Source organism: Derxia gummosa DSM 723, assembly GCF_000482785.1.
GTDB classification, from domain to species: Bacteria; Pseudomonadota; Gammaproteobacteria; order Burkholderiales; family Burkholderiaceae_E; genus Derxia; species Derxia gummosa.
Genome location: NZ_AXWS01000014.1, coordinates 373,590 through 388,501 on the forward strand (window position 1 = coordinate 373,590; position 14,912 = coordinate 388,501).

General features: G+C 67.5%; 12 protein-coding genes. 9 read left to right on the forward strand and 3 right to left on the reverse strand.

Annotation, left to right across the window (positions count from 1 at the left end):
- The first annotated feature begins 8 nt into the window (after positions 1-8).
- The 3 genes from gyrB to H566_RS29465 all read left to right on the forward strand — a co-directional run bounded on the left by gyrB (position 9) and on the right by H566_RS29465 (position 4,073).
- Entirely contained in the window at positions 9-2,540 is a 2,532-nt protein-coding gene (gyrB, locus tag H566_RS0115050; protein WP_028312085.1) for a DNA topoisomerase (ATP-hydrolyzing) subunit B, read from the forward strand.
- 91 nt (positions 2,541-2,631) lie between these two features.
- Entirely contained in the window at positions 2,632-3,912 is a 1,281-nt protein-coding gene (locus H566_RS29115; protein ID WP_156924449.1) for an AAA family ATPase, read from the forward strand.
- A 20-nt stretch (positions 3,913-3,932) separates the two neighbouring features.
- On the forward strand, positions 3,933-4,073 hold the full coding sequence (locus H566_RS29465) for a hypothetical protein (RefSeq protein WP_169732539.1): 141 nt from the start codon (positions 3,933-3,935) through the stop codon (positions 4,071-4,073).
- Positions 4,074-4,092: 19 nt separating this feature from the next.
- Here H566_RS29465 and rtcR read toward each other — a convergent pair whose 3' ends face one another.
- Positions 4,093-5,826: an RNA repair transcriptional activator RtcR gene (rtcR, locus tag H566_RS0115055; protein WP_028312086.1), complete on the reverse strand. Its 1,734-nt coding sequence runs from the start codon at positions 5,824-5,826 to the stop codon at positions 4,093-4,095.
- Between the two features lie 285 nt (positions 5,827-6,111).
- Here rtcR and H566_RS0115060 point away from each other — a divergent pair, with 285 nt between their 5' ends.
- Both H566_RS0115060 and rtcA read left to right on the forward strand, forming a co-directional pair.
- Complete coding sequence (locus H566_RS0115060; protein ID WP_028312087.1) at positions 6,112-7,335, forward strand: RtcB family protein; 1,224 nt, start codon at positions 6,112-6,114, stop codon at positions 7,333-7,335.
- A gap of 4 nt (positions 7,336-7,339) precedes the next feature.
- Complete coding sequence (gene rtcA / locus H566_RS0115065) at positions 7,340-8,395, forward strand: RNA 3'-terminal phosphate cyclase (RefSeq protein WP_028312088.1); 1,056 nt, start codon at positions 7,340-7,342, stop codon at positions 8,393-8,395.
- A gap of 477 nt (positions 8,396-8,872) precedes the next feature.
- On the opposite strand, the gene H566_RS25455 is transcribed toward rtcA, so the two are convergent.
- Entirely contained in the window at positions 8,873-9,481 is a 609-nt protein-coding gene (locus H566_RS25455) for a hypothetical protein (protein ID WP_034411878.1), read from the reverse strand.
- Between the two features lie 38 nt (positions 9,482-9,519).
- On the opposite strand from H566_RS25455, the gene H566_RS0115075 reads away from it, so the two are divergent.
- Entirely contained in the window at positions 9,520-9,849 is a 330-nt protein-coding gene (locus tag H566_RS0115075) for a hypothetical protein (protein ID WP_034411879.1), read from the forward strand.
- 168 nt (positions 9,850-10,017) lie between these two features.
- On the forward strand, positions 10,018-10,323 hold the full coding sequence (locus H566_RS0115080) for a hypothetical protein (RefSeq protein WP_028312090.1): 306 nt from the start codon (positions 10,018-10,020) through the stop codon (positions 10,321-10,323).
- A gap of 284 nt (positions 10,324-10,607) precedes the next feature.
- Here H566_RS0115080 and H566_RS25460 read toward each other — a convergent pair whose 3' ends face one another.
- Positions 10,608-11,669: an alpha/beta hydrolase family protein gene (locus H566_RS25460; protein WP_245591371.1), complete on the reverse strand. Its 1,062-nt coding sequence runs from the start codon at positions 11,667-11,669 to the stop codon at positions 10,608-10,610.
- Between the two features lie 162 nt (positions 11,670-11,831).
- Here H566_RS25460 and H566_RS30120 point away from each other — a divergent pair, with 162 nt between their 5' ends.
- Both H566_RS30120 and H566_RS27595 read left to right on the forward strand, forming a co-directional pair.
- Positions 11,832-12,041 (forward strand): DUF2788 domain-containing protein, encoded by a 210-nt coding sequence (locus tag H566_RS30120; RefSeq protein ID WP_028312091.1) that lies wholly within the window; start codon positions 11,832-11,834, stop codon positions 12,039-12,041.
- A 40-nt stretch (positions 12,042-12,081) separates the two neighbouring features.
- Positions 12,082-14,844, forward strand: a complete 2,763-nt coding sequence (locus H566_RS27595) for an MASE1 domain-containing protein (RefSeq protein WP_051378816.1) — start codon at positions 12,082-12,084, stop codon at positions 14,842-14,844.
- Positions 14,845-14,912: the final 68 nt, after the last annotated feature.

Consider the following 14,912-nt stretch of genomic DNA (forward strand, 5'->3'; position numbering starts at 1 on the left):
AAACCAGCATGACCGAAGCCCGACAACCCGAAGACCAGAACCCCGACAACAACAAGCCGGCTCCCACCGGCGGGGGCTACGGCGCCGAATCCATCCAGATCCTCGAAGGGCTGGAAGCCGTGCGCAAACGCCCCGGCATGTACATCGGCGACACCTCGGACGGCACCGGTCTGCACCATCTGGTGTTCGAGGTGGTGGACAACTCCATCGACGAGGCGCTCGCGGGCTACTGCGACGACATCGTCGTCACCATCCACACCGACAACTCCATCTCGGTCACCGACAACGGCCGCGGCATTCCCACGGGCGTGAAGTTCGACGACAAGCACGAGCCCAAGCGCTCGGCGGCCGAGATCGCGCTGACCGAACTGCATGCCGGCGGCAAGTTCAACCAGAACAGCTACAAGGTGTCGGGCGGCCTGCACGGCGTGGGCGTGAGCTGCGTGAACGCGCTCAGCAAGTGGCTGCGCCTGACGGTGCGCCGCGACGGCCAGGCGCACTACATGGAGTTCCGCCAGGGCGTGCCGCAGGACCGCGTGCTTGAAGATGTGGATGGTGTGCAGGTTTCGCCGCTCAAGGTGCTCGGGCCGACCGAGAAGCGCGGCACAGAAGTGCATTTCCTGCCTGACGAATCCATCTTTACCAACGTCGAGTTCCAGTACGAGATCCTCAGCAAGCGGCTGCGCGAGCTGTCCTTCCTCAACAACGGCGTGCGCATCCGCCTGGTGGATCAGCGCCAGAACAAGGAAGAGGACTTCGCGCTCGCCGGCGGCGTGAAGGGCTTCGTCGATTTCATCAACCGCGCCAAGACCGTGCTGCACCCCACGGTGTTCTACGCCCAGGGCGAGAAGCAGCTCGACAACGGCCTGAGCATCTCGGTCGAAGTGTCGATGCAGTGGAACGACAGCTACGCCGAGCAGGTGCTCTGCTTCACCAACAACATCCCGCAGCGCGACGGCGGCACCCACCTCACCGGCCTGCGCGCCGCGATGACCCGCGTCATCAACAAGTACATCGAGGAAAACGAGCTGGCCAAGAAGGCCAAGGTCGAGACCGGCGGTGACGACATGCGCGAAGGCCTCGCCTGCGTGCTGAGCGTGAAGGTGCCCGAGCCCAAGTTCAGCAGCCAGACCAAGGACAAGCTCGTGTCGAGCGAGGTGCGCGGCCCGGTGGAGGAAATCGTCGCCAAGGCGCTCGAAGACTTCCTGCTCGAAAAGCCCATCGACGCCAAGATCATCTGCAACAAGATCGTCGAGGCCGCGCGGGCGCGCGAGGCGGCGCGCAAGGCGCGCGACATGACGCGCCGCAAGGGCGTGCTCGACGGCGCCGGCCTGCCCGGCAAACTGGCCGACTGCCAGGAGAAGGACCCGGCCAAGTGCGAGCTGTACATCGTCGAGGGCGACTCGGCCGGCGGCTCGGCCAAGCAGGGCCGTGACCGCAAGTTCCAGGCGATCCTGCCGCTGCGCGGCAAGGTGCTGAACGTGGAGCGCGCGCGCTTCGACAAGCTGGTGAGCAGCGAGCAGATCGCCACGCTCATCACCGCGATGGGCACCGGCATCGGCACCGGCGGCGGCAGCGACGACTTCAACCCCGACAAGCTGCGCTACCACCGCATCATCATCATGACCGACGCGGACGTGGACGGCGCCCACATCCGCACCCTGCTGCTCACGCTGTTCTACCGCCAGATGACGCCGCTGGTGGAGCGCGGGCACATCTACATCGCCCAGCCGCCGCTCTACAAGGTCAAGCACGGCAAGGACGAGCGCTACGTGAAGGACGACGCCGAGTTCGACGCCCACATGCTGCGGCTCGCGCTCAATGACGCCCAGCTCACGCCGCGCGACGGCGCCGAGCCCATCAGCGGCGAGGCGCTGGCCGAACTGAGCCGCAAGCAGCTCGTGGCCCAGGCCGTCGTGCGCCGCCTCACCCGCCTCATCGACGAGAAGACGCTGCATGCGATCGCCGACGGCGTGAAGCTCGATCTCGACAGCCTGGAAGGCGCCGAGACCAGCGCCGCCGCGCTGCGCGCCGTGCTCGGCAACGGCACGGTGCATGTGTACGCCCAGCTCGACACCAAGACCGAGAAGCACCAGCTGCGCATCGAGCGCATCGTGCACGGCAACGTGCGCGTGAGCGTGATCGACGCCGACTTCGTGCACGGCGCCGACTACGCCGCGCTGGCCGACGCCGCCGAAACCTTCCAGCACCTGCTGGGCGACGGCGCCAAGGTGGCGCGCGGCAGCGGCGAGAAGCGCAAGGAAGCGCCCGTGCGCGACTTCCGCGAGGCGATGGCCTGGCTCATGACCGAAGCCCAGCGCGGCGTGCAGGTGCAGCGCTACAAGGGCCTGGGCGAGATGAACCCCGAGCAGCTGTGGGAAACGACGATGGACCCGACCGTGCGCCGCCTGCTGAAGGTGCAGATCTCGGACGCGATCACGGCGGACGAAATCTTCACGACGCTGATGGGGGATGAGGTGGAACCGCGCCGGGAGTTCATCGAGAGGAATGCGCTGGCGGCGGGGAATATTGACGTTTAAATTCTTGCGGGGCTCAGTTTAAAGACCGGTTCTAAGCCCCGCAATTTTAAAAAGTCCTAGTTTTTTAGTAATCAACAAACGTCTTGAGAAAATGCATTCAACTCTTGAAAAGATTAAAGGGCAATTAAATCAAATAATTACCCAGCTTCAGTCTTCCATTCCAAGTGACGAGCCATTTGGTAATGCGCACGGCAATTGGTCATTCCCAGGGTTGACCCGATCTGAGTTGATTGAAGAGGCGCAAGCTATCGCTGACCTGATTGAGGCTTATGGGGGTGATGACTTGCGTGATAATGCTGCAAGATTACAGGATTATTTACGCCGCCTGCAATTTTTGCAGCAAAACACTGTAGGGCAGATTTGGGGTAATGCAGCAGCAGCCGTTCCTGTGTATTTGTTTACTCTCCAAGGGCTTCGTAAAGCGCTGACAGCGGTGCTTGTAGATGATGAGCAAGTCAAAGCGGCTGTTAAGCTAAAAAAATTGGGTTCGCAGCTTCGTAGCTTAGAAGCGCGCTTAAATGGATTGGGGCCGCGCACTGAATCGCTTGAAACGATGGTGGGGCGTATTGAGTTGGCATATAACGCGGCCGACCAACTTCCCACTGACTTGGAGTCTTTGTCTGAAGCCCGGAAAAAAATTGCCGATCTCGCAAAAGACGCGGCGATAGATCAAGCTGATATTTTTCGGCTAAAAGAAAGGGCAGCTGAGATTGATAACGAACTTAATATGCGCGCTGATAAGGCGAAAGTTGTACTTGATCGGTGTGAGACAGCCTACTCAGCTGCTACTAGCGTAGGATTGGCTGCTGCTTTTAGTGAGCGATCGAGTGCCTTATCGAAGTCGATGTGGTTTTGGGTCATTGGACTCATGTTCGCTCTAGTTGCGGGTGGTTATTTCGGCTCTGGTCAATTGCATGCCTTGTCAGAGCTTCTCAAAATCCAAAATGTTTCAGGCTTAGTGCTTTTTCTAAATTTACTCCTCTCTCTATTGTCGATTGGTGCGCCTGTTTGGTTTGCGTGGCTGGCAACTAAGCAAATTGGCCAGCGATTTAGGCTTGCCGAGGACTATGCTTTCAAAGCATCAATCTCGCGAGCTTATGAAGGGTTTCGACGCGAAGCCGCAAGGTTTGATGGCGATATGGAGGCGCGGTTGCTGACATCTGCATTAACTCGTCTCGATGAACTTCCTTTGCGCTTGATTGAAGCTGATGCTCACGGTAGTCCCTTGCATGAGTTTGCGTCGTCTGAAATCGTTAAACAGGCGATAAGAGCCGTGCCAGGCTTCTCTGAGCAAGTGCAGGTGTTGGCGACAAGAGCGTTAGATGCTATTACACCCAGTAAGGCTCAAAATAAATTGCCTAATGGTGAATAATTTTTCGAATTGGCGATGAGATGGTTATCTTTATCGAGACGACGGAAATTGCGGTTGCCAACGTGCGCATGTTGGCTGTTCCGCTGAACTCAGCATTTTTTCGTCGTCAAAACTCCGGTGGATTTATCAACAGCTTGTGGATAAATCCACCGGAGTTCTGACGCGATTCCCGCCCCGCTCTCACCCCGCCACCCGCTCCCACCCCAGCCCGAACCTCCCGAGGTACTTCCTCAACCGGTCGGCGTCATTCACCACGCTGCGCCGCGCGCGGCTCGCGCCGAACAGCCGTCGCCCGGCCTCCGACAGCGTGCGCGAGTCGCGGCAGACGGCCACCACGGCCGCGAGCTGGGCGCGGTCGAACAGGTCGAGCGCGGCCAGCGCGTCGCCGCCGAGCAGCGCGGCGAGGTCGATGTCGCGCGCGAGGTCGAGGATGCCGGGCGTCGCGTCGTCGCCCGCCCGCGCCACGGCCGCGCCAGCGCGCGCGGCGGCTTCTCCGGCTTCCAACCCCGCTCCCGGCGCCCGAAGACCCGCCAGCGGCCCGGAAAACGCGCCGAAACCGCCCTCCTCCGCCCACAACCACCGCAGCCGCCCGATCTCCGCCTCCACCAGCGCCTCGGTGATGCGCCCGCCCTCGGCCAGCGTCGCGAGCCGGGTGACGCTCGCGCCCAGGTCGCGGAAGTTGCCGCGCCAGCCCGCCTCGGCCGATTGCGCGAAGCGCAGGTAGCGCGCCCGCGCCTCGGCGTTGAAGCGCACCGCGCGGCCCAGCTCCTGCGCCGCGAGCGCGAGCAGGTGCTCGACGTTCGGCTCGATGTCCTCGGGCCGCTCGGCCAGGCCGGGCAGCGCATAGGTCCACAGGTTGATGCGCGCGAACAGGTCGTCGCGGAAGCGCCCGGCCGCCACCTCGGCGCGCAGGTCGCGGTTGCTGCCCGCGACGAGCTGGAAATCGCTCGCCACCTCGGCATCGGCGCCGACCGGAAAGAAGCGCTTCTCCTCGATCGCCTTGAGCAGCATCGCCTGCTCGTCCAGCCCCAGCTCGCCGATCTCGTCGAGGAAGAGCAGCCCGCCGTGCGCCGTGCGCAGCAGGCCGGCGCGCTCGGTGATCGCGCCGGTGAAGGCGCCCTTGCGATGGCCGAACAGCGCCGAGGCCGCGCCGTCGCCGCGCAGCGTCGCGCAGTTCACCTCGACGAAGCTGCCTTCGAGCCGGTGCCGCGCCTTCTTCAGCTCATATAAGCGGCGTGCGAGATGCGACTTTCCCGCGCCCGTCGGCCCCACGAGCAGCACCGGCGCGCGCGAGCGCACGGCCACGCGCTCGATCTCCTCGATCAGTGCGTTGAAGCGCGCGTTGCGCGTGGCGATGCCGTTCTTGAGGAAGGCCAGCGCGTCGCTGCGCTCGCGGTGGAAGCGCGCGGCCAGCGCGTCGTAGCGCGACAGGTCGAGGTCGATGACGGTGAGGCTGCCCGCGTTGCCCGGCACCTGCTTGCGCGGCGGCGAGCTTTGCAGCAGCACGCCCGGAAAGAAGCGCGCCTCCACCAGCAGGAAGAGGCAGATCTGCGCGACATGGGTGCCGGTGGTGATGTGGGCCTGGTAGTCCTCGCGCGCGGTGTCGAAGGGATAGGCGCGCACCCAGTCGTAGAGGGCCGCGTACACCTCGCCGAAGTCCCAGGGGTCGCGCAGCGGGAAGTCGTGCAGCTTCACCTCGGTCTCGGGCGCGATGGTGGCGATGTCGGCGGCGACGCGGTCGCCGAGCCGACGCGCATTGGGCGGCATGAGCAGTTCGAGCCGGTCGATCACCACATGCTCGTGCTGCGCGAGGGCGACGGTGGGCCGCCATTTCTCCCAGCGGCCGGCACCGGGGCCGGCATTGTCGAGCTGGGTGCCGAGGAAGCCGATGACGACGAGGGGTTTGCGAGGCATGGCTAGCTTTGTGGATAAGTTGCGCGCCGATAATCTAGCCGAGCGGCGAGCCTCTGCGCAGCGCCTATCCACAGGCTGTGGACAATTCTGTTGACGGATCAGTCACTTGGCCTGCGCGGCGCGGTCGTGGCACGGCGGTTGCCATTGCCCCCGCCATCGCCGCCGCGCCAACCGCGTGACGGCGATGCCGGCGGGCGGCACCCTCGCCTTCCGGCCAGCGCCGGCGGCCCGATCCGGGCCGCCGCTCCCGTCACTCCGGCGGCAAGCACCGCAAGGACGAAGAAGATGCAAACGAACTACAACTATGAAGAGACGATGGTCGAGGGCGGCGTGCCGCTGCGTACCTGGACGCGCGGCGTGCCCGTGGACCCGAAGGCGGCCGAGCAGCTGAGCAATGCCGCGCGCCTGCCGGTCGTGTGGCCGCACGTCGCGGCGATGCCCGATGTGCATGTGGGGATCGGCGCCACGATCGGCTCGGTGATCCCGACGGTGAAGGCGATCATCCCGGCCGCCGTGGGCGTGGACATCGGCTGCGGGATGATGGCCTGCAAGACCACGCTGCGCGCCGAGGACCTGCCCGACAATCTCGCGCCGCTGCGCGCGGCGATCGAGCAGGCGGTGCCGCACGGCCGTACCGCCGGCGCGCGCGACAAGGGCGCGTGGAACACGCCGCCCGACGCGGTGGACGCGGCCTGGGCGCAGCTCGACGGCGAGTTCACCGAGATCACGCGCGACTACCCGAAGCTGAAGAACACCAACAACCGCAAGCACCTCGGGACGCTCGGGACCGGCAACCATTTCATCGAGGTCTGCCTGGATGAGGCGGGCGCGGTGTGGTTCATGCTGCACTCGGGCTCGCGCGGCGTGGGCAATGCGATCGGCACGATGTTCATCGAGCTGGCCAAGAAGGATGCCGAGCGCAACGACGTTCACCTGCCCGACCGCGACCTCGCCTACTTCGAGGAAGGCGCGAAGTACTTCGGCGATTACGTACGCGCGGTGAGCTGGGCGCAAGCGTTTGCAAGGCTCAACCGCGAGCTGATGATGCGGCAGGTGATCGAGGCCGCGCGTAAGGTCATCGGCAAGCCTTTCGAGAGCCATGTCGAGGCCGTGAACTGCCACCACAACTATGTGCAGCAGGAGACGCACTTCGGCCGCGAGGTGTACGTGACGCGCAAGGGCGCGATGAGCGCGAAGGCGGGCCAGCTCGGGATCATTCCGGGCAGCATGGGCGCGAAGAGCTTCATCGTGCGCGGCAAGGGCAATCCGCAGAGCTTCGAGAGCTGCTCGCACGGCGCGGGCCGCGTGCTGAGCCGCACCCAGGCGAAGAAGCGCTACACCGTGGCCGACCAGCTCGCCGCGACCGAGGGCGTGGAGTGCCGCAAGGACGCCGACGTGATCGACGAGATCCCGATGGCCTACAAGGACATCGACGCCGTCATGGCGGCCCAGTCCGATCTGGTGGACGTGGTGCACACGCTGCGCCAGGTCGTGTGCGTGAAGGGCTGACGCGATGATCGAGATCGACGGCTCCGAGGGCGAGGGCGGCGGGCAGATGCTGCGCAGCGCGCTCTCGCTGTCGATGTGCACCGGGCAGCCGGTGCGCGTCGTCAACATCCGCGCGAAGCGGTCGCGGCCGGGCCTGATGCGTCAGCACCTGGCCTGCGTGCTCGCGGCGCGCGACGTCTGCGATGCCGAGGTGACGGGCGCCGAGCCCGGCTCGCGCGAGGTGGGCTTCGTGCCGGGCGCGGTGCGCGGCGGCGAGTACCACTTTGCGATCGGCACGGCGGGCAGCTGCATGCTGCTGTTGCAGACCGTGCTGCCGCCGCTGCTGCTGGCGCGCGAGCCGAGCCGGCTGCTGCTCGCGGGCGGCACGCACAACCCGCTCGCGCCGCCCTTCCCCTTCATCGAGCGGGCCTTCCTGCCGCTGCTGGAGCGCATGGGCGCGCGGGTGGAGGCAAAGCTGCATCGGCATGGCTTCTTTCCGGCGGGCGGTGGGCAGGTCGAGGTCGAGGTGTGGCCGGCAGCGGCCGGCGCCGATGGCCGCCCCGCCCTGCTGCCCTTCGACCTGACCGAACGCGGCGAGCCGCGCGAGGCCTGGGGCGAGGCGCTGGTGGCGGCCGTGCCGCGCCATGTGGCCGAGCGCGAACTCGCGGTGCTGGCGACGGCCTTCGGCTGGCGCGAGGCGCAGTTGCGCATCCCGCCGCTGCGCGCCAACGAAGGGCCGGGCAATGCGGTGGTCGCGAGCTTTTCCTGTGGACAAGTCTGCGAGGTGTTCGCGGCCTTCGGCGAGAAGGCGGTGACGGCCGAGACGGTCGCGCGGCGCGTGGTGAACGAGGCGCGCGGCTGGCTGGAAAGCGGCGCGGCGGTCGGGCCGCATCTGGCCGATCAGCTGCTGCTGCCGCTCGCGCTCGCGGTTGTCCACAGCGGCCGGGCGACGCGATTCACCTGCAGCTCGGTGACGGAGCACCTGCGCAGCAACGCGGCTGTCATCGCGCGCTTCCTGCCGATCGATTGCCGCATCGAGGCTCAGGGCGCGGCGCAACTCGTGAGCCTGCTGCCGGGCTGATCCTGCGCTCGGAAAGGGCGCGCAAGGCCGTCTGCGGGCCGGTAGGCGGCCGTGGCGGGCGGGGAGTTGTCCACCGCCCGCGCACCGGCTTTTCCCCTTGGCAATCCACCGGCTTCGACTGTGGTTTTCCACGAGGGTATCCACCGGTCTTCCACGAGGCTGGACACCGCTTTTCCTCAAGGCTGGACTACTGGATATGCCACTGGATATCCGGCGGTTGTCCAGAAGCTTGTCCACAGGCGCTGGCGCGCGCTATTCACAAAGTTTTCCCCAGAGCGGACGCGCGGTGAAAAGGCTTGCAAGGCGATGGCGTGACCGTTCATCGCCGCGAGTTCCGGCGACAAATCCTGTGGATGGATTTCCGCCAGAAACTTTTCCACAGGATGTGGATAGGTTTGACGGCCTTGGGGCGCGCGCCGGAAGCGATGAACAGCCGGCTGGCGCGAGGTACGTGATCGGTCGGGTGCGGCCGGGTTTTCAGCCTTCGGCCGGCTTCGCGAGCGCGGCCTTCACCCGCTCGAAACGATCGGCGGCGGCGGTGATCTCGACGGCGCGGCGGCGCATGAGGTCGAGCATTTCGCCGAGCAGCGCCGACTCGTCGGCCTCGACCACCTGCTCGCCCACGAGCCAGCAGGCCAGCGCCGGCTCGTCGCGGCCGAGGGCGCGCGCGGTGTCGCGCTGCCAGTCGGTGCCGAACAGCAGCCGCGCCGAATCGCGGAACAGGTCGCGCGCCGTGGGCAGCTCGGCCGGTGCGACGCGCGGCGCGGGTGGCGTCACGGGCGCCTGCGGCTCGACCAGGCTGCGCGCGCGGGCGCGACGCAGGGCGGCGTCTTCTTCGAGCGTGGCCTCGGCCAGACGGGAAACCTCGGGCAATACCGAGCGGATCATTTCGGCGGCGGTGAGCGGCACCGTCCAATGCCGCTTTTCCGAAACCCAGCGCGCCTTCGGCACCCAGCGCAGGATGCGTTCGAGCGTGTCGGTGAATCCACATTTGATGAGAATTGCGTCATCCGTGATCTCGATCCACGGATTGGGCGGGAAAGGATTTGCCGCCAGCAGGGCGCGCGCTTCTTCGAGGCTTGGCATGATGTCGCCTGCACTTTCAACAATTGGGAGCGATCATCATGAGCACATCGCCCGCCGCAGGCAAACCCGACGCCGATGATTACCTCGAACTCTTCGGCCGATATGGCAAGGATTTCGGGCCGGTATATCTCGAAGCCGAAGACCAGACTTACCGATTGCTGTTCGAGCAGATCGTGCGATTGCTGATCGAGCCTTCGCCTTTCAATCTGAGCATGCCGCAGGAATTCCGCATCACGGCGCAACGCTGGCTCAATGGCGACGACGAAGTCCAGCGCCACATGCGCGAACCGCAGATGCGGCATTTCATGCTCAGCGATTTCTACGACTACGTTCATCTGCGCAAGACGATGGGGCACGCGCCCTGGTGACGGGGCTGCGACCGCGCCATGACGGGCGGAACGCCCTCGCCCGCCTTGCCGGCCACGCCCTGAGCCACGGCGCCGGCGATCCGCGTCGCCCGGCCCCGAAATTGCTGAAAGCCATACCGCGCGCAATTCCCTGTCGCGTTTGTCGGGTTTCATCCCGTGGAGAAGACCATGGCTTTCGACATTTCTAAGGAATGGGGCGATGCCGATGTGGCGGCATTGCTCGGCTCGGTGGAAGACGATCGTGACTGGCGGCTCGAAGTCGGCAAGGACGCAATCGTGTCATTGCACGACATGACCGTGCCGACCGGCACCGAATATGACGCGACGATGCATTGCTTCTTCGAGATGTGGTCGCAGGGGACTGATTGGGTCGGCCCCGGCGCGGCGTCCGACAAGAAACTCGTCGCCACCATCGCCAAGAAATTGCGCGAGAACTGGCCGAATCTCGTCGCGGGTCAGACGCTTTACGCCTGATTCACGCGCGCGGCCGTATCGGATTTGCTGGCGCGGAATCGAGCCTGAATGGCTCTGGCTGCCGGGCAATCGGCTTTCATTTCCGTCCGAACCGAATTGCGTGAATTGCCGCAATGCAATCGCATTGCCCGCGCAATTGGACCCGATTCGCGCGGTCGCGGCGCGGCCGGCCTGATCCGGGCCGCGTGCCGACCAGCCTTTCCCGCCCCTGGCGGACCGCGCGCGTCGCGCCGTTCACCGAACAAGGGGCGCCGCCGGCAGGGCTTGCGCCGTGTGGCCGTGCCCTAGCGCACCGCCGCCGTCGCGCGCACGGCGGTCGCGCGCGCGCCCACCCAGCGGCCGACCAGATTGAGCATCTCGGGCGCGAGCGTTTCCTCGATGAAGGCGTACTCCGACGGCAGGCCCTTGTCGGCGGTCTGGAACAGGTGGTTGAGGCCGGGCAGCTCGGCGATCGTGGTGTCGCGGTTCGATGCCAGCGCGCTGCGGATCGCGCCGAGGTTGAGCGGACTGGGCACCTGCAGGTCCTTGCTGCCGCCCAGCGCCAGCACCGGGCAGCGCACGCGCGCCAGCGTCGGCGCCGGGTCGTAGGCCAGGAAGTAGCGGAACCAGGCCGAATAGATGCTCGACGACTCGCGCCGCGCCTGTTCGGCCGGCATGCCGCCGGCAGCGAGCGTGCGCATCAGCTCGGCGCGCGCCTGGCGCAGGTCGGGCTGGCCGACGGCCGCGCGCTGTACCGCGCGCGCCACCGCCAATGCTTCCTCCACGCGGTCGGGGGGGGCGCCCGAGGCTTCCTTGATCGCCTTCACCTGGGCCAGCACGTCCTCGGCGCCGGGCACGCCCACGCCCGCGAGCAGCACGATGAACGCGATGCGCGGATCGTCGGCGGCCACCATCGGCGCGATCAGTCCGCCTTCGCTGTGGCCGATGAGGCCGACGCGGTCGGGATCGATCTCGGAGCGGGTGCGCAGCCAGGCGACGCCGGCCTCGACATCGGTGGCGAGATCGGCCGTGGTGGCTTCGCGCAGGCCGGGCTGCGAGCCGCCCACGCCGCGGTCATCCACGCGCAATACCGCGATGCCATGCCGGCTCAGGTGGTCCGCAAGCACGAGGAAGGGCTTGTGACCGTAATAGCTCTCGTCGCGGTCCTGCGGCCCGGAGCCGGAGATGAGGATGACCGCCGGAAACGGCCCCGCGCCCTGGGGCACGGTGAGCGTGCCCGCGAGCTGCAGATGGGAGCGCTCGTTGACGTACACCACGTCCTCGCTGCGGTAGGGATAGGGCGGCAGGGGCGTCTGGGCGCGCAGCGCGGCCGGCGGCTCGCCGCGCGGCACGCCGGTGCGAGGCAATTCCTGCGCCGGTGCTGCGCTGCACAAAAGCAGTGCGGCAAGCGATGTCGCATACGCGCAGAAAGCGGGCAGGGGTCGCATCAAGTGGCTCCGTCAAACTGGAATGACGCCAGGGCCGCCTGGGGCGGCCGGCGTAGCATCGAGACTTTTCCGGAGGTTCACGTGTTCGGTTTCACCGAAGAACAAATCGCCAATTTCGGCCTCACCTGGGGCGTCGGCGGCTTCATCCTTCTGATGCTCGCGATCATCGCCAACCTCGCGCGCGAGTCGAAGGCCGGCAAGTTCGGGACCATCATCCTGTTCGTCGTGCTGGCCTTCGGCATCCTCGGCTTCGTCGCAAAGAACGTGCTCCAGTGGGTGCTCCACATCTGACCGGCGACGATCGGTCGAATTTCGGAGGTGGTCTCGCCTGATGGAAAACCCTGATCCCGCCGCCTCCGGCCGGCCTCGGCTGCTGCTGCGCTGGCTGGTCGTGGCCACCGCCTACTACGCCACCGGGCGGCTCGGCCTCGCGGTGCCGTATGTCGGGACGCACATCACCCTGATCTGGCCGCCCACCGGCATCGCGCTCGCGGCGCTGCTGCTGTGGGGGCCGCGCATGTGGCCGGCCGTTTTCGCGGGGGCGCTGGCGGTCAACCTGGGCATCAGCGCGTCGGCCGCGCTGGCGGCGGGCATTGCCTGCGGCAATACCGCCGGGCCGGCGCTGGGCGCCTGGCTGCTGCGGCGCGGCGGTTTCGATCCGGCCTTCGAGCGGCGCGCCGACGTGCTGCGCTACGTGGCGCTGGGCGTGCTGCTGGCGATGCTGGTCAATGCGAGCAACGGCGTGATCCAGCTCTGGCTGCACGGCCTGCTGCCGGCATCGGCGCTGTCGCGCGCCTGGTTCTACTGGTGGTGTGGCGACGCGGTGGGCGCGCTGGTGTGCGGCGTGCCGCTGCTGGCGCTTTCGGCGCGGCCGCCGTGGCGCCGCATGCCGGGCGAGATGGTCGAGGGCACGATCGGGCTGCTGCTGCTCGGCTGGACCGGCTGGGCGCTCTTCATGAGCGACCTGCCCTGGCTGCGCGACCTGACGCTGCCGCTCGTGTTCCTGCCCTTCCTCGGGCTGATCTGGGTCGCGCTGCGCTCGGGCGTGGCGATTGCGGCGCTCGGCGGGCTGCTGCTGTCGGCCTTCGCGGCGGTGGGCACGGCGCTCGGGCGCGGGCCGTTCGCGGTGCCCGACACGCACCAGAGCCTGCTCATGCTGTGGACCTACATCGCCACGCTGGCGGTGGCCAAGCTGATGCTCGTGGCGCTCACCGCCGAACTGGCGGCGAGCGAGGCGCGGCTGCGCATGATCGGCAACGGCCTGCGCGACCTCGTGTTCCAGCACGACCGCGAGGGCCGCTACATGGTCGTGCTCGACACCTGCGAGCCGCTGCTCGGCTATCGCGCCGACGAGCTGCTCGGCCGTGTCCGCTACCAGTTCATGCATCCCGAGGACGCCGACCGCTGCCGCGCCGCCGTCGAGGCCATGATCGAGACCCGCCTGCCCAGCCCGCCGGTCGAATACCGCTACCGCCATGCCGACGGCCGCTGGATCTGGCTCCAGGGCCTCTCGACCCTCGTGACCGATGCCGCCGGCAGCGTGGTGGCGATCCAGGTCACGGCGCGCGACGTGTCGGCGCGCAAGGCCACCGAGGCCGCGCTCATGCGCAGCGAGGCGGTCAACCGCGGCGTGGTCGACGCGCTGCACGAGGGCGTGCTGGTGCTGCACGGCGATGGCGCCATCGTCTCGGCCAATCCGCGCGCGGCCGAGCTGCTCGGCTTCGATGCCGACGCGCCGCCGCCCGACATCGCCGAGCTGCTCAACCAGCGCGAGCTGCTGCATGCCGACGGCCGCCCGCGCGAATTCGCGCCCGGCACGCTCCAGGGCTTCGGGCGCTTTCCGGCCTTCAACCGGCGCGTGGTGGGGCTGCGCCTGCCCGGCGCGGCGCCGATCTGGCTCGACGTGAACGGCGAGCCGATCCCGCTCGCCGGCGAATCGGAATCGGGCTACGTGCTGTCCTTCGCCGACATCACCGGCCAGCGCGAGCACCAGCATGCGATCGAGCGCATGGCCTCGCGGCTCGCGCTCGCGTCGGCGGCGGCCGGGCTCGGGCTGTGGAGCGTCGATGCCGCGAGCGGCCGCGTCGAATGGGACGAGCGCGTGCGCGAGCAGCACGGTCTCGCCGCCGGCGCGCCGGTGCCCGACCTCGACGACTGGCTCGCGCGCTTCCAGCTCGAATCGGCGCCGCTCGCGCGCCGCCTGCTCGTCGAGCGCCGGCCGCCGCGCGAGCCGGTGGTGCTGCGCCTGCGCCTGCCCGACGGTGGCAGCGCCGAGATCGAGTTCAGCGCCCATGTCGAGCGCGATGCCGAGGGCGAGCCGGCGCGCGTGGTCGGGTTTTCGCGCGACGTCACCCAGCGCGAGCTGGCGACGCGGCTGCGCCACGAGCGCGACCTGGCCTACCGCGAGATGCGCACCCGCAACGAGTTCCTCGCCCGCATGAGCCACGAACTGCGCACGCCGCTCAACGCGGTGCTCGGCTTCGCCCAGCTCATCCCGGTGCAGGAAGGCGACGAGCTGACGCCGCGCGCGCGGCGCAATCTCGGCCACATCGTCGAGGCCGGCCATCACCAGCTCAGGCTCATCAACGACCTGCTGGAGCTGGCCCGCACCGCGCGCGAGGAATTCGCGGTCGAGAACACCGAACTCGCGCTCGCGCCGCTGATGCTGAGGCTGCGCCCGCTGGTCGAGGCCGCGTTGGCCGAGCGCAGCAACCGGCTCGTCATCGACTGCCCCGAGGCGCTGCGCCTGCGCGGCGACGAGCAGCGGCTGATGCAGGTGCTGCTCAACCTCGTGACCAATGCCGGCAAGTTCAGCCCGCACGGCAGCGCGGTCGAACTCAAGTGCGAGCAGGCCGACGGCAAGGTGAGCATCGCCGTGTGCGATCGCGGGCCGGGCATCCCGCCCGACGCGCTCGACCGCATCTTCGAGCCCTTCGTGGGCCGGGGCGCGGGCGCGCCGAGCGAGGGCGGCATGGGCCTCGGGCTGAGCCTGTCGCGCGCGCTGGCCACCGCGATGGGCGGCAGCCTCGTGGCCGCCAACCGGCCCGAGGGCGGTGCGCGGTTCACGCTCACGCTGCCGGCGGCCATGGGCTAAGCCTGGGCGAGGCGGGCGCGGCGCGGCTGCTCGTGTCGCTCGCCCGCGCCGCCCGGTCGACGCGTCTT

Excerpts from the sequence above, each read along its gene's own strand:
- gyrB (WP_028312085.1), top strand. The coding sequence starts at position 9 with ATGACCGAAGCCCGACAACCCGAAGACCAGAACCCCGACAACAACAAG.
- H566_RS29115 (WP_156924449.1), top strand. The coding sequence starts at position 2,632 with ATGCATTCAACTCTTGAAAAGATTAAAGGGCAATTAAATCAAATAATT.
- H566_RS29465 (WP_169732539.1), top strand. The coding sequence starts at position 3,933 with ATGGTTATCTTTATCGAGACGACGGAAATTGCGGTTGCCAACGTGCGC.
- rtcR (WP_028312086.1), bottom strand. The coding sequence starts at position 5,826 with ATGCCTCGCAAACCCCTCGTCGTCATCGGCTTCCTCGGCACCCAGCTC.
- H566_RS0115060 (WP_028312087.1), top strand. The coding sequence starts at position 6,112 with ATGCAAACGAACTACAACTATGAAGAGACGATGGTCGAGGGCGGCGTG.
- rtcA (WP_028312088.1), top strand. The coding sequence starts at position 7,340 with ATGATCGAGATCGACGGCTCCGAGGGCGAGGGCGGCGGGCAGATGCTG.
- H566_RS25455 (WP_034411878.1), bottom strand. The coding sequence starts at position 9,481 with ATGCCAAGCCTCGAAGAAGCGCGCGCCCTGCTGGCGGCAAATCCTTTC.
- H566_RS0115075 (WP_034411879.1), top strand. The coding sequence starts at position 9,520 with ATGAGCACATCGCCCGCCGCAGGCAAACCCGACGCCGATGATTACCTC.
- H566_RS0115080 (WP_028312090.1), top strand. The coding sequence starts at position 10,018 with ATGGCTTTCGACATTTCTAAGGAATGGGGCGATGCCGATGTGGCGGCA.
- H566_RS27595 (WP_051378816.1), top strand. The coding sequence starts at position 12,082 with ATGGAAAACCCTGATCCCGCCGCCTCCGGCCGGCCTCGGCTGCTGCTG.